Origin of the sequence: Brenneria izadpanahii, from assembly GCF_017569925.1 — a bacterium.
In the GTDB taxonomy this organism is placed as follows: domain Bacteria; phylum Pseudomonadota; class Gammaproteobacteria; order Enterobacterales; family Enterobacteriaceae; genus Brenneria; species Brenneria izadpanahii.
Genome location: NZ_CP050854.1, coordinates 2,356,399 through 2,380,982, shown reverse-complemented (window position 1 = coordinate 2,380,982; position 24,584 = coordinate 2,356,399). Strand labels below are relative to the sequence as shown.

Sequence of the window (24,584 nt, the reverse complement as noted above, 5' to 3'; positions counted from 1 at the left end):
TCATGCAGGAAACCATTCTGAATAAAATAGTGCGGGATAAGGCCTTATGGGTTGAAGCGCGCCAGAAAAAACAGCCTTTATCGACGTTCCAGCATGAGGTTGTTCCCAGCCAACGGGATTTTTATCAGGCGCTGAGCCAGAATAAGCCGGCGTTTATTCTGGAATGCAAAAAGGCCTCGCCTTCGAAAGGGTTGATCCGTGATGATTTCGATCCGGCAAAGATCGCCCGGATTTATAAAGACTACGCCTCCGCGATTTCGGTGCTGACCGATGAAAAATATTTTCAGGGTGATTTCGCTTTTCTGCCGCAGGTCAGCGCAGAGGTTCACCAGCCGGTGTTGTGTAAAGACTTTATTATTTCGGAGTATCAGATCTATCTGGCGCGTTATTATCAGGCCGACGCCATTCTGCTGATGCTATCCGTGCTGGACGACCAACAGTATCGCCAGTTGTCCGCCCTGGCCCATAGTCTGAAGCTGGGCGTGTTGACCGAGGCCAGTAACGAAGATGAACTGCAACGGGCAATTAAACTTGAAGCCCGCGTGGTGGGAATTAATAATCGCAACCTGCGCGATTTGTCTGTTGATTTAGACCGTACCCGTCAGCTTGCGCCACGGCTGCCGGCAGGCGTGACGGTGATCTGCGAGTCCGGCATCCATTCTCATGCGCAAATTCGCGAACTGAGCCGGTTCGCCGATGGCTTTTTGATCGGCAGCTCGCTGATGTCCGAATCCGACCTGGCGCAGGCCGTGCGCCGCGTGATCCTCGGCGAGAATAAAGTCTGCGGCCTCACCCGCCCGGAAGACGCCCAGGCCGCCTATCAGGCCGGCGCTGTTTATGGCGGTTTGATTTTTGTTGAATCATCCCCGCGCCATATCTCGCTGGAACAGGCGCAGCGCCTTATTCAGAGCGCCCCGCTGCGTTATGTCGGCGTATTCCGCGATGCGCCGATCGAGCGGATCGTCGCTCTCGCCGGCGAGTTGCAACTAGCCGCGGTACAGCTGCACGGCGACGAAGACCAGCACGCCATTTCGCTGCTGCGTGAACATCTGCCCGCGACCTGCCAAATTTGGAAAGCGCTGAGCATACGCGGCGCATGCCCGGAAAGAAACCTACGGCACGTCGATCGCTATGTGCTGGATAACGCCCAGGGCGGCAGCGGCCAGACGTTCGACTGGTCCATACTCAAGGGACAGACGCTGGATAACGTACTGTTGGCCGGCGGACTAAACGTTGATAACTGCGCCCAGGCGGCTCAACTGGGGTGCGCCGGATTGGACTTCAATTCCGGCGTGGAAAGTCAGCCTGGAAAGAAAGATGCGAATAAGATCGCTGCGGTTTTTCAGACGCTACGGACGGAATGACCGTAGCGTCAATGGCAGCGCGGCTCAACATTTATGCCCGCAACGCGAAAAGATGACGGGTATATTGAATATAAAGACAGGAATATTATGACATTACTCAACCCATACTTTGGTGAATTCGGCGGACAGTATGTGCCGCAGATCCTCATCCCGGCCCTTCGCCAGTTGGAGGAAGCCTTTGTAAGCGCCCAGCAGGATCCCGAGTTCCAGGCGGAATTCATCGACTTACTGAAGAACTATGCCGGCCGGCCGACCGCGCTGACATTATGTAAAAACCTGACCGCTGGCACCCGCACCAAGCTTTACCTGAAGCGCGAAGACTTGCTGCACGGCGGCGCGCACAAAACCAACCAGGTGCTGGGACAGGCTCTGCTCGCCAAGCGGATGGGGAAAACGGAAATCATCGCCGAGACCGGGGCCGGGCAACACGGCGTCGCGACGGCGCTGGCTTGCGCCCTGCTGGGGCTGAAATGCCGCGTCTACATGGGAGCCAAGGATGCCGAGCGCCAATCCCCCAACGTATTCCGTATGCGCCTGATGGGCGCGGAAGTCATACCGGTTCACAGCGGCTCTTCCACGCTGAAAGATGCCTGTAACGAAGCGCTGCGCGACTGGTCCGGCAGCTATGAGAAGGCGCATTACCTATTGGGTACGGCGGCGGGTCCGCATCCGTTCCCCACCATCGTGCGTGAATTTCAGCGCATGATCGGTGAGGAAATAAAAGCGCAGATGCTGGAAAAAGAAGGCCGCTTACCGGATGTGCTGCTGGCCTGCGTGGGCGGCGGCTCCAACTCCATCGGTATGTTCGCCGACTTTATTGATGACGCCGGCGTCCGCCTGATCGGCGTGGAACCGGCGGGATTAGGCATTGAAACCGGGCAACACGGCGCGCCGCTCAAGCATGGCCGCGTGGGGATCTACTTCGGGATGAAATCCCCGATGATGCAAACCAGCGAAGGACAAATCGAAGAGTCCTATTCCATCTCGGCCGGTCTGGATTTCCCCTCCGTCGGTCCCCAGCACGCTTATCTGAATAGCATCGGCCGGGCCGACTATGTCTCGATCACCGATGATGAAGCGCTGGAGGCCTTTAAAGAACTCTCCCGTCATGAAGGTATTATCCCGGCGCTGGAATCGTCCCACGCTTTGGCCTATGCGTTGAAAATGATCAAGCAAGAGCCGGAGAAAGAGCAAATTCTGGTGGTTAACCTGTCAGGCCGCGGCGATAAAGACATATTTACCGTGCACGATATTTTAAAAAATCGGGGAGAAATCTAATGGAGCGCTATCAACATCTGTTTAAACGCCTCGGCGACAATAAAGAAGGCGCGTTTGTCCCCTTTGTGACGCTGGGCGATCCCTCACCGGAACAGTCGCTGAAAATCATTGATACTCTGGTTGCCGCAGGCGCCGACGCCCTGGAGCTGGGCATCCCCTTTTCAGATCCGCTGGCTGATGGGCCAACCATTCAGGCCGCCACGCTGCGCGCGTTTTCCGCCGGCGTCACGGTCGGTCAGTGCTTTGAAATGCTTGCCGCCATCCGTCAGAAATATCCGGACATCCCCATCGGTTTACTGATGTACGCCAACCTGGTTTTCAGCAACGGTATCGATGAGTTTTATCAGCGCTGCGCGCAAGTCGGCGTCGACTCCGTATTGGTTGCCGATGTTCCGGTTGAAGAGTCCGCGCCTTTCCGGGCCGCGGCACAGCGCCACGGCATCGCGCCGATCTTCATCTGCCCGCCCAACGCCGATGACGATCTGCTGCGTGAAATCGCATCCTATGGCCGCGGTTATACCTATTTGCTGTCGCGCGCGGGCGTAACCGGCGCGGAAAATCGCGCTCATTCGCCGCTTCACCATCTGGTCGCCAAATTGAAGGAGTACCATGCGGCCCCGCCAATTCAGGGATTCGGGATTTCAGAACCTTCACAAGTACGGGAATCATTAACCGCAGGGGCGGCCGGCGCTATTTCCGGTTCGGCGATCGTTCGGATTATTGAAAAAAATCAGCACAATCCCGCGGAGATGCTGTCTCAGTTGCGTACCTTTGTCAGCAATATGAAAGCGGCAACGCGTTCATAGCGGTAGGCCGCGCAAGAGACGAAAAACGGCGGGTGAAAATCCGCCGTTTGAGGTTACCGACAACCCCCTTTCCGTTTTCATCGTTAAAAACGATAGCCGACCCCAAACATAAATACCCACGGATCCAGACGGGTACTAATCGTCTGCCGCTGGTCGCCGGCATTAAATTTCACATCGGTATCAATATCCATCCACCACAGCGAAGCGTTAATCAGCCAGTTTTCATCCAGATTGTAGTCCAGACCGGCCTGCGCAGCCACGCCCCAGGAGTTTGTCAGGCTCAGATCGCTTAAGCCATTGCTCTTCCCCCGGTCATTGAATTTTTCATCAAAGAACATGGTGTAGTTCACGCCTACGCCAAGGTAAGGACGAAGTTTGTCGGCTTTATCACCAAAGTAATACTGCGCCATCAAAGAAGGCGGTAGATGGCTTACCTCGGCGATCGTCCCGACGCCGTTCAACCCTACTTTATGCGTAAACGGCGTCGCGGCCAATAATTCCACGCCGATGTTATCCGTAACCAGATAACTGAACGTCAACCCCAGTTGCGTATTGTTATCAACTTTAAACGAACCCAGGTTCAAAACATTGTCAGACCCCTCTACCGGACGCACGGTAGCGGTTCCACCACGGACAATGACATCACCGGCCTGATGAGCCAGTGCGGCCGCTGGCAACAGCGCTGCCGCCAGTAGCAAGAAAGACGCTTTTTTCATTATCCACTCCATTTGTATGGTTTAAATTGCGAGCGAAATATACCTTTAAGCGGTCATTCTTGTTTTAAGCCAGATCACATCTTTTAAATGCTTTTTGTAAAAATGAAAATCCATCAATTTTCCATAACTAATTAAAAATAAAGAAATTGATTTAAATCAAAAACAGCCAAATATACATAACGTGCGCTCCTGAAAAAATGCGCTGCCCAAGTGAATGGTTAGGCGGTAAATTCTCATCATTCTTTTTGTACCCAACAGATTTCCTGCCGAAGCCAACACGAGGCGGCTTGAAAGATGAAGGGCGTGATGCAATGCCGGTTGAGGACGGTAGATAATCAAATGAGTGATAACGACTGTATGCACTGCGGTGCTTGTTGCGCTTATTTCAGAGTCTCTTTTTACTGGGCTGAAGCCGATGATGGCGGCGGCGTAGTTCCAACTCTACTTACAGAACCTCTTACGCCATTTTTACGCTGCATGCAGGGCACAAACAGCAAAACTCCCCGTTGCCGCGCGCTAGAAGGCAACATTGGCGAAAACGTCAGCTGTTCCATTTACGCCAACCGCCCCTCCCCATGCCGTGAATTTATGCCGTCAGGAGAAAATGGCCAGACAAATGAGGCCTGTGACCGCGCCCGCGCCCGCTATGGACTCCCCCCGTTGACGACCAATGATTGACGCTCCGTCCGCAGAATCATGAGAAATCCGCTCCCCGCAACGCGGACGGGGGTGCCACAGCCCAGAGTAACAGGTTACAATTAAAGGCTAATATCATTAGCCTATCTTTTCTCAAGGAGTTTGCATGCCTATCACGGCTAACGCGTTGTACCGTGACACAATGAATTTTACGCGTAACCAGTTCATCAGTATTTTAATGATGTCGCTGTTGACCGCCTTCATTACTGTCATTCTGAATCATGCTTTCGCCCCAGGAAATGAAGAGTTGCAAACGCTGAATAACGTGAGTAGCGATTTATCCTCGTCCGTCGAGCTGGGAATGATGGATATGATCCAGCAGATGACGCCGGAACAGCAGGTGGTGTTGCTGAAAATGTCTGCGGCGGGAACATTCTCCGCCCTGGTCGGTAATGCGATTCTCACCGGCGGCATTCTTATGCTGATTCAGATGGTATCCGCCGGAAACCGTACCAGCGCGTTGCGGGCTATCGGCGCCTCTGCGCCGGTATTGCCCCGCCTGTTTATACTGATCCTGTTCTGTACCCTGCTCATTCAATTCGGCATGCTGTTCCTGATTGTTCCGGGCGTACTGTTGGCTATCGCGCTAAGCCTGTCGCCAATCATTGTCGTCACCGAAAAACGCGGCGTATTCAGCGCCATTAAAACCAGTTCCAAACTGGCTTATGCCAACTTGCGCGTAACGGCGCCGGCGGTGATCCTTTGGATGCTGACCAAAATCGCCATCCTGCTGCTGGTGACGAAGATCCCGATGTTTTCACCCACCGTGCTTTCCGTACTGTTAAATGGTCTGAGCAACCTGATATCCGCTATCCTGCTGATCTATCTGTTCCGTCTTTACATGCTGCTTCGCGCTTGATTCAGGAGGGAGCGCTAACCGTTTATGTTATGACGCTCCTTTTCACCCGCATGCCGCGCGCGCCCAATCGTAATTTTCTGCAAATTATTGCGATATCAAGAGAACAGCGCACCACAATGAAGGATAATACTGTCAGTTATCAGGTAACCATTTTGCGGTTATTACCAAAATCTTATTGAGCTACGGATCGACACAATGAAGCAACTTATTGATTTTTTACCACTTGTCGTATTTTTTGTGTTTTACAAACTATATGACATTTATGTGGCGTCGGGCGCATTGATTGCCGCTACCGCGCTGGCGCTGGTTGTGACCTGGGTGCTTTACCGCAAAATAGAGAAAATGATGCTGGTCACCTTTGTCATGGTGGCGATTTTCGGCACCTTGACGCTGGTATTCCATAACGATGAGTTTATCAAGTGGAAAGTGACCATCATTTATGCCTTGTTTGCCGCGGCATTGTTGTACAGCCAGTTCGTGATGAAAAAAACGCTGATCCAGCGAATGTTAGGTAAAGAGCTGACCTTGCCGCAGACGGTATGGGGAAGGCTTAACCTCTCCTGGGCCATGTTCTTTCTGGTATGTGGATTATTAAACATTTATATTGCTTTCTGGATGCCGCAAAGCGTGTGGGTTAACTTCAAGGTCTTTGGTTTAACGGGGTTGACCCTGCTATTTACGCTTATCTGCGGCGTCTATATTTATCGGCATTTACCCGGCGATCGGGAAAAGTCAGAAGAAAATGGCAGCGAGCACTGATAATGCCTGCGTGATAAAAACAGTATGACTTTATGAGTCAGCCTAATTTGATTGATACCACAATGAGCAAACAAGACGTTATACCTCATGGCGATCTGGTACTTCGCACACTGGCGATGCCTGCGGATACCAATGCGAATGGAGATATTTTTGGCGGCTGGATCATGTCGCAGATGGACATGGGCGGCGCTATTTTAGCAAAAGAGATTGCGGAAGGCCGCGTCGTCACCGTTCGGGTCGACGGAATGTCGTTTCTGAAACCCGTGGCCGTCGGCGACGTAGTGTGCTGTTACGCCCGTTGCGTAAGCACCGGACGCAGTTCTATCAATATAAATGTCGAGGTCTGGATAAAAAAAGTATCGTCAGAACCCATCGGACAGCGTTATCGCGCCACGGAAGCATTATTTACCTATGTCGCGGTGGATAGTCATGGCCGCTCATGCGAACTGCCGCCGGGGAAAAGTCACCTTACCCCCAAAGAACGGGACTGAGTCCCCCCTCATATCATCGTTTTATCATTCCCGCGCCGGCGGAAATCATCCTGGTATCACCCCGCCGCCTGAACGTCGATCCCCGCCCGCGCGGGGATGAGAAGAGAAGAATGGGGATGGCCAGTTAGCTCAACGCCGCTGTTAAGCGGCGTTTTTTGTCAATATCAATCACCCTCGGCGAACTTACTCCATGGTCGTCTTGCCATTTATTCTGAAGACGAACGTCACCTCAAGATTCCTGCCTGGCTTATTGGCTTCATAACGCCATTTCCGCATAGCCTGTCTGATATCACGTTCGAACATGTTGCGTGGCTCTGCCGAAATCACCCGAATATTATCCACCCGGCCAGAATCATCAATATCGAATTGAATTTTCACCCGGCCTTCCACACGCAGTGAAAAGGCCCGCGCAGGATACTGCGGCTCGACCCGGCTAAGCGGCCGCGGCCCCGTCGACTGCGTACTTGATGCGGGAGCCGGAGCCTGCCTGACGGGCGCGTTCACCGCGCTTTGCGTGGGCGCTTCGCTGGTAAACGGCGACGGCGGCCGTTTTTCAACGGCCCTCTCCCGTTTGACCGGCTTTGGCTGCTCAATCTTTTTCACCGGTTTAGGTTTGGGCTTTGGTTTCGGCTTAGGCTCCGGTTTTGGCTCAGGGAGCGGCGTGGGAACAGGTTCTGGAATCGGTTCCGGCTCGGGAATAGGTTCAGGTTCAACCACAGGTTCGGGCTCAGGAATCGACTCCGGCTCGACAACCGGTTCCGGCTGCGTTACCGGCTCTGGCTCGGTTGGCGCCGATTTTGCCGCAGGCGCAGCTTCAAATAATGCTGGATTGACCATAACGACATTAATTGCCTTGGACTCTTCCGGCAGTTCAAAAGCCTTATTGAATGACGCATACAGCAAACCCGCGATTAAAGAACCGTGAATACCAACTGAAAGCAAAAATGGCCATGAATAGCGGCGGGTCAGGAAAAACGTTTTCTGCGGCATAGTATTTCTTTATCCTCTTATGCCGCCCAAGTTTAAATGCAAATAGCAATCATATTCAATAATAACCACCCAAATTGTTAAAAAAAACCGCCTCATGGAGCTAATTTTCTGGTAAATCAAGCTATTGTCCTGGTCGTATCATCAAGTATGATGGGTTACTTCGGTTTTGTTCTCTCCAATACGCGAGGCGCATTATGTTATACGTTATTTACGCTGAAGATATCGCCGGTTCTCTGGATAAGCGGCTGGCGGCACGCCCGGATCATCTGGCTCGCCTAAAACAGTTACAGGATCAAGGCCGGCTGATTACCGCCGGTCCGTTTCCCGCCGTTGATAGCGAAGATCCAGGGAAAGCCGGTTTTAGCGGTTCCATCATTATTGCCGAGTTCCCTTCCCTGCAAGACGCTAAAACCTGGGCCGACGCCGATCCTTACGTCGCGGCCAACGTTTACCGGCAGGTAACGGTAAAACCCTTCAAAAAAGTGTTTTAATTCCGTTCATTAAATGGGCCGTAGCGGCAGTGCCGGCCTCGGCCCATTGCCGTTCGCCCAAGAAGCGGAATATGATGGGCGCCCGCGGTTCGATGCCCCGGATAATCGCATCCCTGCCCGATAAAACTGAAATATTCTAGTCATTTAACCATGATAGGCTGGCTGCCATTTATATGTAGGGAGCCGGACAACATGTCAACATCCGATACGTTACGATTAGGGATATCGAGAATATTTCGCCGCCGCCGACCGAGTATTCTTTTGGGTTTACTACTCGTCATCGGGTTATTTTCCTTATTGCAGCTGATTTCGGTCGGAATTATTTCCCAAACGATGACACAGGTAAGACTGGACACGTCCGCCAATGAACAGCTGCGTCAACAGCAGGCGTTGATGGATAAGGCCAGAATGGAAGTCATGAACGCCAGCGATAAGCTTAACCGAGCCGGAATTTATCTGCTGGTTGATAAAGAAACGGGATCGGTCGGCAGTTGGCAGAGCCTGATGGATGAGGCTGAAGCGTCGTTGAAACAGGCGCAAATCTACTATCAGTCGCTGGATGCCTCCTCCTCCTCCCCGGCCTTTGATCAATTGAAAAACAGTTATCAACAACTGTATGCCGGATTGGCCGAACTCGCGCAGGGAATAAAGGGAACCAATGAAATTGATATCTTTTTCGTCATTCCTATTCAGGCTTATCAAAACGATTTCACGCAAAAATATTCGCTCTACCTGCAGGATAACGATGCCCGGCAAAAGCAGCACGGTCAGCAATTTCTGACGTCGCTCGATCGCGCCCATACCATTTTTATTATCGTGCTCGGCTTATTACTGCTGGTATCGGTGCTGATTTGGGTCAGCGTCAACAAGGTCATTATCCGTCCGCTGAAACGCATCATCGATCATTTGCAGCTTATTGCGGCGGGCGATCTCTCACATACCATCGCAATGGAAAAATGGGCGACGCGGGAAATAGACCAGTTAAATAACAGCGTAATTCAGATGCAACGAGGACTGGTTGTTTTGGTTAATCAGGTTCGCCAGAGCGTTGGCAACATGATTAGCCAGGTTGATAAAGTTGCTGAAGATAACCGGATCCTGTCGGAACAGGCCGGCAAACAGTCCCATGAGCTAAAAGCCACCACCGAACATATCATCCAGCTAAGCCAGCATCTGGAACAGAACACGCAGCATACTCAACAAGCCAGCTTACACGCCGAAGATACCAGCGATATCGCCATGCGAGGCGAAGTTATGATGAACGAAGTAAAAACGGCCATGTCGGATATCGCAAGCAGGACGCGGGAAATGACGGAGGCCATCAGCATGATTGAAAACGTGGCGTTCCAAACGCACATCCTATCATTGAATGCGGCGATTGAAGCCGCTCGCGCCGGAGAGATGGGACGAGGTTTTTCTGTCGTAGCGCGCGAAGTCGGAACGCTGGCGTCGCAAAGCAGTCACTCCGCGCAAAATATCAATGCGTTAATCCGCGATTCCGACAACAGCGTTGAAATGGGTGCGCTACTGGTTAAGAAGTTGAATGACAGCCTGCAGGAAATTATTCAGGCGGCGAAAGGCACCAGCACCTTTTTGAGTGAAATCTCGGAAATATCAGACCAGCAAAATCAGAGTATCCATGAAGTCACCAGCCGTATCCGCACCTTGAATGATACCGTTCAGCAGAATGCGGATCAGGTTGAAACGACGGCGCTGACTTTTTCATCGCTGCTGGAACAGACAGAGCAGCTCAGCACTACCGTGTCGCTTTTCCAACTGCCGTCCGATGCGAATAAATCGTCTACCGCGACCGATAACACGCTGATACCGGTATTGTCCTGAGCGTGCGGTTTTATGTCAGTAAAACGGTGATTTATACCTAAAAAATTAGCGGTCATATTAACCGATGACCGCTAATTTTTTCAGCTCGCTACCACTCGTAGGCTACCGCATATAACAACGCGCGCCGTTGATGCTTTTGCTGTAAATAGCGGGCGTAGTGAATATGACGGTAAGTGCGCGACTGCGCTTCCAACCAGCGACTTCTGCGACGCTGAGCCTGGCGCAACATTCGCCAGCGGCTAACTTCATTCCGGCTGCGTTTCATGACATAACTCTTATATCGACAACTTGCAGCATGCATTATAGACCCTTCATACTGCGATCCAAGTATTGTTTAAATTTCCCCTCCCGGCGGAAAATAACAATCGGGCTATTTTATTAAGACTAAAGACATTTCCTCTTTCATCAAAGTATGCGTACACTTTATTAAAGTTTTACGGAAGGGATTTACGACGCCTTTATGACAACATTTTATACTGTAATAAGTTGGTTACTTGTTTTCAGTTATTGGTTACTGATCGCCGGTATTACGCTACGTATTCTAATGAAACGCCGAACCGTCCCTTCCGCAATGGCCTGGTTATTAGTTATCTATATTCTGCCCCTGGTCGGTATTGTCGCTTATCTTTCTTTCGGTGAATTACATCTCGGCAAGCGCCGGGCGGAACGAGCCAGTAAAATGTGGCCGTCCACCGCCAAATGGCTACGAGAACTAAAAGAATACCGGCGTATTTTCGCAACAGAAAATAGCGAAGTCGCCAGCGCGTTATTTCAATTGTGCGAGCGTCGGCAAGGCGTGGGAGGGGTCAAAGGCAACCAACTGCAATTGCTGACGACCTTTGACGATACGATTAAATCGCTGATTCGTGATATCGAACTTGCCCATAATAATATCGAGATGGTGTTCTATATCTGGCAATCCGGCGGGATTGTCGATCAGGTCACGTCGTCTCTGATTGCGGCGGCCCGACGCGGCGTCCATTGCCGGATATTGCTCGACTCCGCCGGCAGCGTTAAGTTTTTCCGCGATACCTACCCGCAGTTGATGCGCACAGCCGGAATAGAAGTCGTCGAAGCGCTGAAGGTGAATTTATTCCGGGCGTTTCTGCGCCGTATGGATTTACGTCAGCATCGTAAAATTATTCTAATCGATAACCGTATTGCCTATACCGGCAGTATGAATATGGTTGATCCCCGCTTCTTCAAGCAGGATTCCGGCGTGGGTCAGTGGATCGATTTGATGGCCCGCATCGAAGGCCCGGTGGCGACGACCCTGGGGATTATCTATTGCTGCGACTGGGAAATGGAGACGGGCAAACGTCTGCTGCCGCCGCCGCCAGACGTCAACATGATGCCGTTTGAGCAGGAAACCGGCCACACCATTCAGGTAGTCGCATCCGGCCCGGGCTATCCGGAAGAGATGATCCATCAGGCGCTGTTAACCTCGGTTTACTCCGCGCGGAAACAGCTGATCATGACCACGCCCTATTTCGTTCCCAGCGACGATCTGCTGCACGCCATATGTACCGCCGCCCAGCGCGGTGTCGATGTTAGTCTTATCGTTCCGTATAAAAATGATTCCGTACTGGTCGGTTGGGCCAGCCGGGCATTTTTTGCCGAGTTGTTGGCGGCCGGCGTCAAAATTTACCAGTTTAAGGGTGGACTGTTACATACAAAAAGCGTACTGGTGGATGGACAATTAAGCCTGATAGGTACGGTTAATCTTGATATCCGCAGCCTCTGGCTGAATTTCGAAATTACGGTGGTGATTGACGATGCGGGTTTCGGCACCGATCTTGCCTGCGTGCAGGAAGATTATATCGCCCGCTCAACGCTATTAAGCGCCACACAGTGGCAAAACCGGCCATATTGGCAGCGAATTGTAGAGCGCCTGTTCTACTTTTTCAGCCCTCTGCTATAAATACGGCCTCTCACGTGTTCTAATAGTGCATCACGCATTTAACAGGACATTTTGTATGGATTTAAATAACCGCCTGACCGAAGACGAAGCATTGGAGCAGGCTTACGATATCTTTCTGGAACTGGCGGCCGATAATCTTGATCCGGCGGATATCCTGTTGTTTAACCTACAGTTCGAGGAACGCGGCGGCGCAGAATTATTCGATCCCGCCGAAGACTGGTCGGAACATGTTGATTTCGATCTTAATCCGGATTTCTTTGCTGAAGTGGTGATTGGGCTCGCGGAGCAGGATGGCGGCGAAATTACCGATATTTTTGCCCGTGTGCTGATTTGCCGGGAAAAGGACCATAAACTCTGCCACATTCTGTGGAAAGAATAAACCGCGCCGAAACCGCTCATCACGGTAAATCCAGCCGCTGAAACAAGGACGTCCCGTTAAGGGACGTCCTTGTTTTTTTACCGTTATGACGATACCAGCTCTTGCGGATCAACTTTCAGACAAGACACGGCATGAGAAAAGTTGCCTTCCATTACGGGTCTGGTTTTTACGCATTCAGGCCCGACGATCGGGCATCGGGTGCAAAATACGCATCCCGAAGGAGGGTTTATCGGCGAAGGCAGATCCCCCTCCAGCAGTTGTATCTGCTTATTCCTCTCTTTATCAGGGTCGGGAATAGGCACTGCCGACATCAAAGCCCGCGTGTAGGGATGTAGGGGGTTCCGATAAACCTGATCGTAGGTTCCCAACTCCACCGCATGTCCCAGATACATCACCAGAACCCGATCGGAAATATGCTTCACCACCGATAAATCGTGCGCGATAAAAATCAGCGACAGCTGCATTTCATGCTGCAATTGCCGTAACAGATTCACCACCTGAGCCTGAATGGAGACATCCAGCGCGGAAACGGGTTCGTCGCAGATAACCAGTTTCGGTTCCAGGATCAGCGCCCGGGCAATACCGATACGCTGGCATTGGCCGCCCGAAAACTCATGCGGATATCGGTTGATCAGATTGGGCAGCAAACCTACCTTCAACATCATCGCTTTGACTTTATCTTTCACTTCCTGACGCGACAGTTTGGGATAATAGGTTTTTAGCGGTTCCGCGATGATTTCGCCGATAGTCATTCGCGGATTAAGCGACGCCAGCGGATCCTGAAAAATCATCTGGATATCGCTGCGCGCCTTACGCCACTCATCATCGCTCATGCCCAGTAAGTCGCGTCCCAGCCAGGTAATATTTCCGCTGGTGGCCTTCACCAGACCGATAATGGCGCGAGCCAGCGTGGATTTCCCGCAGCCTGACTCGCCCACGACGCCCAGCGTCTCCCCTTCATATAAACGAAGCGTCACGCCATCAACGGCTTTCAGCGTTTTAGGCGGTTGCCAGAACCATTGTTTATCGTCTCTTACATCGAAGTGAACTTTCAGATCGACCACTTCCAGCAAGGCGTTTTTTTCCGTTGCCATGCTCATAACACCTCCTCGATCGTTCTAAAGCAGGCGCGCAGGCGATCGTTACCAAAAGACGCCAAAGCGGGAGCTTCATGACAAACATCCATCGCGTAAGGACAGCGCGGCTGGAACGGGCACCCTTTCGGCAAGCGAAGCAAATTAGGCGGATTGCCGGGAATGGTCGCCAGGACTTCATCCTCGGAGTCCAACCGCGGAACCGCGTTAAGCAACCCGATAGAATAAGGATGGCTCGGATGATAAAACACATCGCGCGCCGAACCGTACTCCATCGTCCGCCCTGCGTACATCACCAGCACCTTATCGCAAATACCGGCCACAACGCCCAGGTCGTGGGTGATCATAATGATGGCGGTATTAAACTCGCGTTTTAGCTCATTTAATAACGTCATGATCTGCGCCTGCACCGTCACATCAAGCGCGGTGGTCGGCTCATCGGCAATCAGCAATTTAGGACGGCACAGCAATGCCATCGCGATCATCACGCGCTGGCGCATACCGCCGGAAAACTCATGAGGATACATTTTCATGCGTTTTCTCGCTTCCGGCATTTTTACGGCGTCGAGCATTCTGACCGACTCTTCAAAAGCCTCGCTTTTACTGAGCTGCTTATGCAGCATCAGGACTTCCATCAGCTGCTCGCCGACCCGCATATAAGGATTCAGCGAGGTCATCGGATCCTGAAATATCATGGCGATCTCTTCCGCACGCAGCTTATTCAGTTGACGCTCAGGCAAGTTGAGGATCTCCCGGCCATGAAAACGCGAAGAACCGCTGATATAACCGTTGCTGGCCAACAATCCCATCAGCGCAAACGCCGTTTGCGATTTCCCTGAACCGGATTCGCCGACGATTCCCAGCGTTTCCCCGGCATTCAGGGTAAAATTGAGATCGTTTACCGCAGTTACGTCGCCATCTTCGGTACGGAAGGTGACCCGTAAGTCCCGAACGCTTAGCAGCGGTTCATTTTCTCCAGTTGAATCAAGCCTATTCATAATGCGATTCCTCAGCGATCTTTCGGGTCGAGGGCATCACGCAAGCCATCGCCGATAAAATTAAAACAAAACAGCGTCACGACCAGAAACGCCGCGGGATAAAACAACAGCCAGGAAGACACTTCCATCGAGTTCGCGCCGTCATTCAACAACGCGCCCCAACTGCTTAGCGGCTCCTGCGTGCCTAATCCCAGAAAGCTCAGGAATGATTCAAACAAAATCATACTTGGCACCAGTAATGAGGCGTACACCACAACCCCCCCAGCACGTTCGGTACGATATGGCGCAATACGATGCCGCGGGTTGAAACGCCGGATACCAGCGCCGCCTCGATAAACTCCTTACGTTTCAGGCTCAGCGTCTGCCCGCGCACGATACGCGCCATATCCAGCCAGGACACCATGCCGATCGCAACGAAGATCAACAGCATGTTCTGCCCGAAAAACGTCACCAGCAAAATAACGAAGAACATAAACGGGAATGAGTTGAGGATCTCCAGCAGGCGCATCATCACGGAGTCGACTTTTCCGCCAAGATAGCCTGACAGCGCGCCATACAGCGTGCCGACAATAACGGCGACCAGCGCGGCGGCCACCCCGACCATCAGCGAAATCCGCCCGCCGATAGCTACGCGAACCAGCAGGTCGCGGCCTGATGAGTCCGTACCGAAATAGTGTCCGGATGTCATATCGGGCGCGGAAGACATCATGCCCCAATCCGTATCCGCATAATCGAAGGGCGACAGCCATGGCGCGACAATCACGAATAGAGTAATCAACCCCAGAACAAACAGGCTGGCAAGCGCGGCGCGGTTATGAATAAAACGCCGGCGGGCATCTTGCCACAGGCTGCGGCCTTCAACGTCCATCTTCTCGTTGAAGTTATCCAACGCCTCAGTATTTTTTCGATTCCAAAACATAACGCCCCCGGTTAGTAGCGAATTTTCGGATCGATAACAGCGTATAGCACGTCAATTATCGCATTGAAAAGAATGGTTAATCCGCCGACCAAAATGGTCAGGCTAAGCACTAACGAGTAATCACGATTCAGTGCGCCATTAACAAAAAGCTGCCCTATACCGGGTAAGCCGAAAATGGTCTCAATAACCATTGAACCGGTAATGATGCCGACAAACGCCGGCCCCATATAGGACAACACCGGCAATAAGGCCGGCTTTAAAGCATGACGCAGAATAATGCGACGCAAAGGCAATCCTTTGGCGCGCGCGGTGCGAATAAAATTGGAATGCAGCACTTCAATCATCGATCCCCGGGTGATACGCGCAATGCTGGCGATATAAGAGAGCGACAGGGCCACCATCGGCAAAATGATGTATTTGGGCGCCCCGCCGTTCCAGCCGCCGCCCGGCAGCCAGCGCAGCGTAATGGCGAATATCAATACCAGTAACGGCGCCACGACAAAGCTGGGAATCACCACCCCGGTCATCGCAAACCCCATTACCGTATAGTCCCATTTGGTGTTTTGATTCAGTGCGGCGATCACGCCGGCGCCAACGCCGAAAATCACGGCGAGCAGAAATGCGGCCGCCCCCAACTTGGCGGAAACCGGAAATGAAGAGGCCACCAAATCGTTTACGGAGTAGTCTTTGTATTTGAATGAAGGACCAAAATCACCCTGAACCAGTTGCCACAAATAGTTGCCATATTGCGTCAACATCGGGTCGTTAAGATGGTATTTGGCTTCGATATTAGCCATAACCTCAGGCGGAAGATTTCGTTCCCCGGTGAAAGGGCTGCCTGGTGCAAGGCGCATCATGAAGAATGAAATAGTAATCAAAATAAACAGCGTCGGAATAGCTTCCAGACAGCGGCGAAAAATGAATTTTAACATTGCCCGTACCTATAAAACCTGCAAATAAGAGCGGGCGGCGACTATTGGCGCCGCCCGCAATATTATCAGTGTTTGATGATATAAAGATCTTTCACGTAGATATTATCCATCGGATCTTTACCCGTTAAACCACCGACGTAAGGCTTCACCAGACGAGTGTTGGCATAATAATAAACCGGAACGATAACCGCATCTTTATCCAATAAGGCTTCGGCCTGTTGATAAACCGCCGCGCGTTCTTCTTCTGTATTGACCTGCAAAGATTTAGCTATCAGCGCATCGAAATCGCTGCTCTTATAATGAGAGGTGTTACTGCTGCTGTCCGATAGCATGCTGTTGAAAAAGGTTGAAGGTTCATTGTAGTCGGCGCACCATCCGGCACGGGCGAGATCGAAAGAACCCTGATGACGGCTATCGAGGAAGGTTTTCCATTCCTGATTCTCCAGCTTCACATTAACGCCGATATTCTGTTTCCAGATTGACGTCGCCGCAATCGCCAGCTTTTTATGTAAATCGGAAGTGTTATATAACAGACTGAGGGTCAGCGGTTTGTCCGCGCTATATCCCGCTTCCGCCAGTAATTTTTTCGCCTCCGCGTTGCGTTTTTCCTGCGGCCAGCCAAACCATTCGGGCTGCGTTACCGTTATCCCATCAATATAAGGCGGGACGAAGCTATAAGCCGGAATATCACCCTGATTTTTAACTTTATTGGTCAAAATATCCTGACTCAGTCCCATACGCAGCGCATTTCTCACCCGTACATCGGTAAACGGCGCTTTCTGGTTATTAACTTCGTAATAGTAGGTGCACAAATACGGGTTTACTTTTACTTCCTGCGGGATCTCTTTTTTTAACTTCTGAAACAGTTCTATCGGCAGTTGATTATAAGTCATATCAATTTCACCGCTGCGGTAGCGGTTAACATCGGTGACTTCGGATGAAATAGGTAAATAAGTGACCTGATTGATGACGGTTTTATCGTTATCCCAGTACTGCGGGTTGCGCTCCAGCACAATTTTTTCATTCACAATCCAGTCTTTCAGCTTATAAGCGCCGTTGCCGACCCAATTCTGCGGCTGAGTCCATTTTTCTCCGAACTGCTCCACCGATTTTTTATAAACAGGCGACATTGCCGGATGGATAAGTAGTTTATAGAAGTAAGGCACGCCCTCAGAGAGGGTGACTTCCAGCGTATGGTCGTCAATGGCCTTCACGCCCAGGGTTTCCGGCGATTTTTTACCCGCGATAATGTCATCGATATTCAGCAAATGGCCGTATTGCAGATAGCTGGCATAAGGAGAAGCGGTTTTCGGATCGGCCAGACGCTGCCAGCTATAGACAAAATCCTGTGCAGTGACAGGGTCACCATTTGACCAGCGGGCATTTTTTCGCAGATGGAAAGTCCACACCTTGAAATCTTTGTTATCCCAGCTTTCCGCCACGCCAGGGATAACCTTGCCATTAGGATCGGAGATCACCAGCCCTTCCAGTATATCGTGGGACACATTGGACTCGGGTACGCCTTCGATTTTATGGGGATCCAGTGAAGCGACTTCCGCGCCGTTATTGCGCACCAGTTCCTGCTTTGCCGCCAGCTCAACGCCTGCGGGCACCGTGGCGGCCCAGGCGGAAGACATCCCCATTGCCGCGATAATGCCTGCGGCCAACCTTTTTTTTGTTGTTGTAATGTATATCATTGTTTTCTCCTGTGTTGTTTATCATGCCTATAGCTGCATGCGCATTCTGATGACCAACAAAATTGGTCATCAGAATGCAGGTTTTATCAATTAATGCTTGATGATATAGAGATTTTTTACCCGGAGATTGTCCAGCGGATCTTTACCGGTAACCCCACCGACATAAGGTTTTACCAAGCGGATATTTGAATAGTAGTAAATGGGGACAATAACTGCGTCTTTATCCAACTGAGATTCGGCCCGCTGGTAGAGGGTGGCGCGATCGTCATCCGTACCGGCCTGTACGGCCTGCGCTATCAGGCTATCGAATTGCGTGCTGTTATAATGGGCGGTGTTATTGCTGCTGCCGGAAAGCATGGTGTTCAAAAAGGAGGTTGGCTCGTTATAATCGGCGCACCACCCTGCTCTGGCGACATCAAAGTTGCCCTGATGACGATTATCCAGATAGGTTTTCCATTCCTGATTCTCCAGCTTCACATTAACGCCGATATTCTGTTTCCAGATGGACGCCGCCGCAATCGCCAGTTTTTTATGTAAATCCGATGAGTTGTACAGAAGGCTGAATGTCAGCGGTTTGGTTGCCGTATAGCCGGCTTCCGCCAGCAGTTTTTTCGCCTCCGCGTTGCGTTTTTCCTGCGGCCAGGTAAACCACTCCGGCGTTTGCGCCTTAAATCCGTCAATAAAGGGAGGAACATAGCCATAGGCGGGAATATCCCCCTGATTTTTCACTTTATTGGTTAATACATCCTGATCGATTCCCATACGCAGCGCGGTTCTTACCCGCACATCGTCAAACGGCGCTTTCTGATTATTGATTTCATAGTAGTAAGTACACAGATACGGGATTACTTTGACTTCCTGCGGGATTTCTTTCTTTAATTTCTGGAACAGCTCGATGGGTAATTTGTTGTTGGTCATATCGATCTCCCCGGCTCGATAACGGTTAACATCCGTCACTTCCGAAGAAATAGGCAGGTAGATCACCTGATTGATAACGGTTTTATCGTTATCCCAATACTGAGGATTGCGTTCCAGCACAATCTTTTCATTCACGATCCACTCTTTCAGCTTATAGGCGCCATTCCCCACCCAATTTTCCGGCTGCGTCCACTTCTCGCCAAATTTCTCCACCGCCGCCCGGTTCACCGGAGACAGGGATGAGTGGATCAGCAGCTTGTAGAAATACGGCACCGCTTCACTGAGCGTTACCTCCAGCGTATGGTCATCCAGCGCTTTGACGCCGAGCGTATCCGGGTCTTTCTTACCGGCAATGATGTCATCGATATTTAGTAAATGTCCGTACTGCAGATAGCTGGCATAAGGCGATACTGTTTTGGGATCGGCCAGGCGTTGCCAGCTATAGACGAAATCCTGCGCGGTCACCGGCTCGCCATTCGACCAGCGCGCGTTTTTACGTAAATGAAAAACCCATACTTTAGCGTCTTTACTATCCCAACTTTCCGCCACGCCGGGGATCGGGTGTCCGTCCAAATCGGAAATCACCAGCCCTTCATAGAGATCGCGCGCGACGTTGGATTCCGGAACCCCCTCTATTTTGTTAGGGTCCAGTGAAGAGACTTCAGCGCCGTTGTTGCGAACCAGAACCTGCTTTTCAGCCAACTGAACGCCGGCGGGAACCTCCGCCGCCCATACACCCGCGACTGGCATAATGATCAACGTAGCGATAAAACTGGCGACAACGCTTTTTCTTGTTTTGATATTTTCCACTGCTCCACTCCTGTTTTTACAGTGACGTATCGTGCCATTCACAGACAACGGTTAACCTTGTGCATGGACATATGAATAAATGATAAGCAAATGCTGATTCCGGCATTTACATTATTAATAAATTTAACTTATGAATAGCTCACAATTAACGGCCTGTTGTCGAAACTAACAAAAGAGAATTCATTCGCCAATATATTTAAAATTAATCCTGCATAATTTTTTGTAAACGTTAGAAACATCACTAAAAAAAGAAGCCTCACACTATTAACCATTTGATTAATAATGGTATTATCTAAAAGCATTTAGACATAACGCAAGAAAAATTTAGTTAAAATAACCAGTTAGCAGCATACCCATCGAAGCCCGCCTTTGGTTGTACAAATAACGGCCGCTCACATGTGTTACATACTCAACGAATTAGTCAATAAAATGTTATTAATTTCACAAGCCAGTACACTATCAAAAGCGCAAGAAAGAGATCGCAGTCACAATTAGCATATAAAAAGTAGACTAAAAACACGCTTAATAAATAAGCATTGTTTATGCGAAAAATAGAAAAGAACGGAGGAGATGAAATTCACTGCGGTGTCAGTTTGTTTCAAACAGATAATTCATCGGAATATCTTATATTCCCGGAAAATTCAGCGTTTGCTACCAGGTCATAATAAACCGGGAAAGAGCGCTTTCACGCCGGTCACAATAAACTCAATACCCAGCGACATCAGTAATAACCCCATAATACGCGTAATCACGTTAATGCCAGTCTGACCGAGAACTCTGACTAAAAGCGGCGCGCCGCGGAACAATAACCAACAACAAAACGCAAACAGCGCGATAGCCAGCGCCAAACCCAATAAGTTCTGCCACTCATGATAACGAGAACTCCAGACAATCGTGGAGCTGATTGCCCCAGGACCGGCCATTAACGGCAGCGCCAGCGGCACCACGCCGATACTTTCTCGATTGGCGGTTTCCGTTTTCTCCTGCTTGTTTTGTTTGTCTTCCCCCAGCTTACCGCTGATCATTGACATGGCTATCGTCATGACCAAGATGCCGCCGGCAATGCGGAATGAATCAATTGAAATGCCAAACAATCGCAAGATACTGTCGCCGAAGAACAGCGATGTCCATAGGATCACGACAACGGAAAAGTTGGCCGTCAGATTGGTTTTATTGCGCCCTTCCACCGCCAGGTAGTTGGTCATGCTGATAAAGACGGGAAGAATGCCTATCGGGTTGATCAATGCAAACAATCCGATGAAGAATTTGATATAGTCTGAAAAACTCAACAGTGATTGGACCACATACCACCCCGGATGGGTTGCCGTTCGCACCAATGTCCTACTGGCGCTAATGTAGTGTAATCAGCCATTTTTATCCATTCTCATACGCAGGATTTTATTTCTCATTTTACCGGCAGAGTAGAATAAAAAATCATCAATTTAAGTTTGACAGCAACATGTAAAAGAGGTATGTCGTCCGGCACCGGCTTTATAATTGATAATAGTTCTCAAAAACGATGATGCTGAATGGTGTCAGCATCAAAAAAACTAGATTGAGATCACAAAAACTCCGCCTATAAGCAGGTATGCTCTTAGTCATCCGGTTAAGCCGAAGGAATCATCTTTGATTTAGTGAGTTCTCAAAATGTTTTTGATGCGAGGACGTTGATTCCCAGGTGATACGGCAGATAACCAGTAGCATGACTGTAAGTAAGCTCTTTGAGTCAATTAATGCAGTGACGGGAAAAAGTAGATAAGGCTTGAGTTCAGACGCAACATTCGCTCATTTATCTATACTCATCTACTTAGCAGACCATTGACTGAAAGAGTTTAACATTATCAGGAGAGCATTATGGCCGTAACTAATCTTGCTGAACTTAACGCACTGGTCGAAAGAGTAAAAAAGGCACAGAGTGAATTTGCCAATTATACTCAAGAGCAAGTCGACAGAATCTTCCGGGCTGCGGCGTTAGCGGCTTCGGATGCGCGGATCCCGCTGGCCAAGATGGCTGTTGCTGAATCCGGCATGGGGATTGTGGAAGATAAAGTGATTAAAAACCACTTTGCTTCCGAATACATTTACAACGCCTATCGGGATGAAAAAACCTGCGGAGTTCTCTCCACCGACGATACGTTCGGTACCATTACCATCGCTGAGCCTATCGGCCTAATCTGCGGTATTGTTCCAACCACTAACCCAACGTCCACCGCGATTTTCAAAGCGTTAATCAGCTTGAAAACCCGTAACGGTATTATCTTTTCTCCACACCCGCGTGCAAAAAACGCCACCAACAAAGCTGCCGATATCGTGCTGCAGGCCGCCATTGCCGCCGGCGCGCCAAAAGATATTATCGGCTGGATTGATCAACCGTCCGTTGAGCTCTCTAACCAATTGATGCATCACCCGGACATCAACCTGATCCTGGCCACGGGCGGCCCGGGCATGGTGAAAGCCGCATACAGCTCCGGTAAACCGGCAATCGGCGTGGGCGCGGGTAATACCCCGGTCGTTATTGATGAAACGGCGGACATTAAACGCGCCGTAGCGTCAATCCTGATGTCAAAAACGTTTGATAACGGCGTTATCTGTGCGTCCGAACAGTCCATTGTTGTCGTTGACAGCGTTTATAACGCGGTTCGCGAACGTTTGGCTTCCCATGGCGCATACCTGCTTAAAGGCAAAGAACTTCACGCCGTTCAGGGCATTCTGCTGAAAAACGGCGCATTAAATGCGGCCATCGTTGGTCAGCCTGCGGCGAAAATCGCAGAATTGGCCGGCATCAGCGTACCAGCCAATACCAAAGTGCTGATTGGCGAAGTTACCGATATCGACGAATCCGAACCGTTCGCTCATGAAAAACTGTCGCCGACGCTGGCAATGTACCGCGCCGCCGATTTCAACGACGCCGTTATCAAGGCGGAAAAACTGGTGGCGATGGGCGGTATCGGCCACACCTCTTGTCTGTATACCGATCAGGATAACCAACCGGAACGTGTAGCCCACTTCGGCGACATGATGAAAACTTCCCGTATCCTGATTAACACGCCTGCTTCACAGGGCGGTATCGGCGACCTGTATAACTTCAAACTCGCCCCATCACTGACGCTGGGCTGCGGTTCCTGGGGTGGCAACTCCATCTCGGAAAACGTCGGTCCTAAGCACCTAATCAACAGGAAAACGGTAGCTAAGCGAGCAGAAAATATGTTGTGGCATAAACTTCCCAAATCAATCTATTTCCGTCGCGGTTCATTGCCCGTAGCACTTAGCGAGGTCGCCTCCGACGGAGCAAAACGCGCATTCATCGTTACTGACCGCTTCCTGTTCAATAACGGTTATGTAGACCAAATCACCGACGTACTGAAACAACACGGATTGGAAACCGAAGTCTTCTTCGAAGTTGAAGCGGATCCGACCCTGAGCATCGTACGTAAAGGCGCGGAACAGATGAACTCCTTCAAGCCGGATATCATCATCGCGCTGGGCGGCGGTTCCCCGATGGATGCCGCGAAGATCATGTGGGTAATGTATGAACATCCGGAAACCCACTTTGAAGAACTGGCATTACGTTTCATGGATATCCGTAAACGTATCTACAAGTTCCCGAAAATGGGCGTGAAAGCGAAAATGATCGCCGTTACGACGACTTCCGGTACGGGTTCTGAAGTTACGCCGTTCGCCGTAGTAACCGATGATGCAACCGGTCAGAAATATCCGTTGGCCGATTACGCATTAACGCCGGACATGGCGATTGTTGATGCGAATCTGGTTATGAATATGCCGAAATCACTGTGCGCATTCGGTGGTTTGGATGCCGTGACCCACGCGTTGGAAGCATATGTTTCCGTACTGGCGAATGAATACTCAGACGGTCAGGCTTTGCAGGCGGTGAAACTGCTGAAAGAAAACCTGCCGGCCAGCTACCACGAAGGGGCGAAAAACCCAGTTGCTCGCGAACGCGTCCACAACGCCGCCACCATCGCCGGTATCGCGTTTGCCAACGCCTTCCTGGGTGTTTGTCACTCCATGGCGCATAAACTGGGCTCCGAGTTCCACATTCCTCACGGCCTGGCCAACGCCATGTTGATTTCAAACGTTATCCGTTATAACGCTAACGATAACCCGACCAAGCAAACGACATTCAGCCAATACGACCGTCCGCAGGCTCGCCGCCGTTATGCCGAAGTAGCGGATCACCTGGGTCTGACTGCGCCAAGCGATCGCACCGCGCAGAAAATTGAAAAATTGCTGAACTGGTTGGAAGAAATCAAGGCGGATTTGGGCATCCCTGCTTCTATCCGTGAGGCTGGCGTACAGGAAGCTGATTTCCTGGCGAAAGTGGATAAGCTGTCTGAAGATGCGTTCGATGACCAGTGTACCGGCGCTAACCCGCGTTATCCGCTGATTTCAGAACTGAAACAAATCCTGCTGGATACTTACTATGGACGTAAGTACACCGAAAATGACGAGAAGAAGGAAGCGACTGCCGAAGCGGCTGCCCCTGCTCCCGTCGCGAAAGCAGTCAAGCAGTCAAAGAAAGTGACTAACTAATGCCTCCCTGAGATGACAGCCTCTGCCGAGGCTGTTTATCCCGGACAAGCATCGCATATACCCTGTCAGTTCA

21 protein-coding genes and 1 pseudogene are annotated in these 24,584 nt (G+C 50.7%); 12 read left to right on the top strand and 10 right to left on the bottom strand.

Annotation, left to right across the window (positions count from 1 at the left end; genetic code table 11):
• The first annotated feature begins 2 nt into the window (after positions 1 to 2).
• The 3 genes from trpCF to trpA all read left to right on the top strand — a co-directional run bounded on the left by trpCF (position 3) and on the right by trpA (position 3,448).
• On the top strand, positions 3 to 1,364 hold the full coding sequence (gene trpCF / locus HC231_RS10765; RefSeq protein ID WP_208230965.1) for a bifunctional indole-3-glycerol-phosphate synthase TrpC/phosphoribosylanthranilate isomerase TrpF: 1,362 nt from the start codon (positions 3 to 5) through the stop codon (positions 1,362 to 1,364).
• An 87-nt stretch (positions 1,365 to 1,451) separates the two neighbouring features.
• Positions 1,452 to 2,642: a tryptophan synthase subunit beta gene (trpB, locus tag HC231_RS10760; RefSeq protein ID WP_208230964.1), complete on the top strand. Its 1,191-nt coding sequence runs from the start codon at positions 1,452 to 1,454 to the stop codon at positions 2,640 to 2,642.
• The gene (gene trpA, locus HC231_RS10755) at positions 2,642 to 3,448 is read left to right on the top strand and encodes a tryptophan synthase subunit alpha (RefSeq protein ID WP_208230963.1); all 807 of its coding nucleotides are present in this window, start codon (positions 2,642 to 2,644) and stop codon (positions 3,446 to 3,448) included. Before trpB ends, trpA begins: the two co-directional genes overlap by 1 nt.
• A gap of 83 nt (positions 3,449 to 3,531) precedes the next feature.
• On the opposite strand, the gene ompW is transcribed toward trpA, so the two are convergent.
• On the bottom strand, positions 3,532 to 4,164 hold the full coding sequence (gene ompW / locus HC231_RS10750) for an outer membrane protein OmpW (RefSeq protein WP_208230962.1): 633 nt from the start codon (positions 4,162 to 4,164) through the stop codon (positions 3,532 to 3,534).
• Positions 4,165 to 4,503: 339 nt separating this feature from the next.
• On the opposite strand from ompW, the gene HC231_RS10745 reads away from it, so the two are divergent.
• The 4 genes from HC231_RS10745 to yciA all read left to right on the top strand — a co-directional run bounded on the left by HC231_RS10745 (position 4,504) and on the right by yciA (position 6,969).
• Positions 4,504 to 4,842, top strand: a complete 339-nt coding sequence (locus HC231_RS10745; RefSeq protein ID WP_208231297.1) for a YkgJ family cysteine cluster protein — start codon at positions 4,504 to 4,506, stop codon at positions 4,840 to 4,842.
• Positions 4,843 to 4,966: 124 nt separating this feature from the next.
• Positions 4,967 to 5,719 (top strand): YciC family protein, encoded by a 753-nt coding sequence (locus HC231_RS10740; RefSeq protein ID WP_208230961.1) that lies wholly within the window; start codon positions 4,967 to 4,969, stop codon positions 5,717 to 5,719.
• 195 nt (positions 5,720 to 5,914) lie between these two features.
• Entirely contained in the window at positions 5,915 to 6,478 is a 564-nt protein-coding gene (locus HC231_RS10735; protein WP_208230960.1) for a septation protein A, read from the top strand.
• A gap of 62 nt (positions 6,479 to 6,540) precedes the next feature.
• A complete protein-coding gene (gene yciA / locus HC231_RS10730) occupies positions 6,541 to 6,969 on the top strand; it encodes an acyl-CoA thioester hydrolase YciA (RefSeq protein WP_208231296.1) in 429 nt (142 codons plus the stop codon).
• Positions 6,970 to 7,152: 183 nt separating this feature from the next.
• Here the strand turns inward: yciA and HC231_RS10725 are convergent, their stop codons facing one another.
• Positions 7,153 to 7,959, bottom strand: coding sequence for an energy transducer TonB (locus HC231_RS10725; RefSeq protein ID WP_208230959.1), 807 nt, complete (start codon positions 7,957 to 7,959; stop codon positions 7,153 to 7,155).
• Between the two features lie 194 nt (positions 7,960 to 8,153).
• Here HC231_RS10725 and HC231_RS10720 point away from each other — a divergent pair, with 194 nt between their 5' ends.
• Positions 8,154 to 8,450 (top strand): YciI family protein, encoded by a 297-nt coding sequence (locus tag HC231_RS10720; protein ID WP_208230958.1) that lies wholly within the window; start codon positions 8,154 to 8,156, stop codon positions 8,448 to 8,450.
• Positions 8,451 to 8,642: 192 nt separating this feature from the next.
• Positions 8,643 to 10,292, top strand: a complete 1,650-nt coding sequence (locus HC231_RS10715) for a methyl-accepting chemotaxis protein (protein WP_208230957.1) — start codon at positions 8,643 to 8,645, stop codon at positions 10,290 to 10,292.
• Between the two features lie 88 nt (positions 10,293 to 10,380).
• Here the strand turns inward: HC231_RS10715 and HC231_RS10710 are convergent, their stop codons facing one another.
• Positions 10,381 to 10,557, bottom strand: coding sequence for a YciY family protein (locus HC231_RS10710; RefSeq protein ID WP_208230956.1), 177 nt, complete (start codon positions 10,555 to 10,557; stop codon positions 10,381 to 10,383).
• 195 nt (positions 10,558 to 10,752) lie between these two features.
• On the opposite strand from HC231_RS10710, the gene cls reads away from it, so the two are divergent.
• A complete protein-coding gene (cls, locus tag HC231_RS10705) occupies positions 10,753 to 12,213 on the top strand; it encodes a cardiolipin synthase (protein ID WP_208230955.1) in 1,461 nt (486 codons plus the stop codon).
• Between the two features lie 55 nt (positions 12,214 to 12,268).
• The gene (locus HC231_RS10700; protein ID WP_048638944.1) at positions 12,269 to 12,592 is read left to right on the top strand and encodes an HI1450 family dsDNA-mimic protein; all 324 of its coding nucleotides are present in this window, start codon (positions 12,269 to 12,271) and stop codon (positions 12,590 to 12,592) included.
• Positions 12,593 to 12,675: 83 nt separating this feature from the next.
• Here the strand turns inward: HC231_RS10700 and oppF are convergent, their stop codons facing one another.
• The 7 genes and pseudogenes from oppF to HC231_RS10665 form a co-directional block, all read right to left on the bottom strand.
• Positions 12,676 to 13,692 carry a murein tripeptide/oligopeptide ABC transporter ATP binding protein OppF gene (gene oppF, locus HC231_RS10695; protein WP_208230954.1) on the bottom strand — a complete coding sequence of 339 codons (1,017 nt, stop codon included), beginning with the start codon at positions 13,690 to 13,692 and terminating at the stop codon, positions 12,676 to 12,678.
• Complete coding sequence (gene oppD / locus HC231_RS10690) at positions 13,689 to 14,684, bottom strand: ABC transporter ATP-binding protein (RefSeq protein ID WP_208230953.1); 996 nt, start codon at positions 14,682 to 14,684, stop codon at positions 13,689 to 13,691. The genes oppF and oppD overlap by 4 nt, the downstream gene beginning before the upstream one ends.
• Before the next feature lie 11 nt (positions 14,685 to 14,695).
• Positions 14,696 to 15,603: pseudogene (gene oppC / locus HC231_RS10685) on the bottom strand (oligopeptide ABC transporter permease OppC).
• Between the two features lie 11 nt (positions 15,604 to 15,614).
• The gene (oppB, locus tag HC231_RS10680) at positions 15,615 to 16,535 is read right to left on the bottom strand and encodes an oligopeptide ABC transporter permease OppB (RefSeq protein WP_208230952.1); all 921 of its coding nucleotides are present in this window, start codon (positions 16,533 to 16,535) and stop codon (positions 15,615 to 15,617) included.
• 65 nt (positions 16,536 to 16,600) lie between these two features.
• A complete protein-coding gene (gene oppA, locus HC231_RS10675) occupies positions 16,601 to 18,232 on the bottom strand; it encodes an oligopeptide ABC transporter substrate-binding protein OppA (RefSeq protein ID WP_208230951.1) in 1,632 nt (543 codons plus the stop codon).
• A gap of 90 nt (positions 18,233 to 18,322) precedes the next feature.
• Entirely contained in the window at positions 18,323 to 19,900 is a 1,578-nt protein-coding gene (gene oppA / locus HC231_RS10670) for an oligopeptide ABC transporter substrate-binding protein OppA (RefSeq protein ID WP_425490559.1), read from the bottom strand.
• Positions 19,901 to 20,619: 719 nt separating this feature from the next.
• Positions 20,620 to 21,264, bottom strand: coding sequence for a YchE family NAAT transporter (locus HC231_RS10665; protein ID WP_208230949.1), 645 nt, complete (start codon positions 21,262 to 21,264; stop codon positions 20,620 to 20,622).
• A 550-nt stretch (positions 21,265 to 21,814) separates the two neighbouring features.
• Here HC231_RS10665 and adhE point away from each other — a divergent pair.
• On the top strand, positions 21,815 to 24,511 hold the full coding sequence (gene adhE, locus HC231_RS10660; protein WP_208230948.1) for a bifunctional acetaldehyde-CoA/alcohol dehydrogenase: 2,697 nt from the start codon (positions 21,815 to 21,817) through the stop codon (positions 24,509 to 24,511).
• The last annotated feature ends 73 nt before the right edge of the window (positions 24,512 to 24,584 follow it).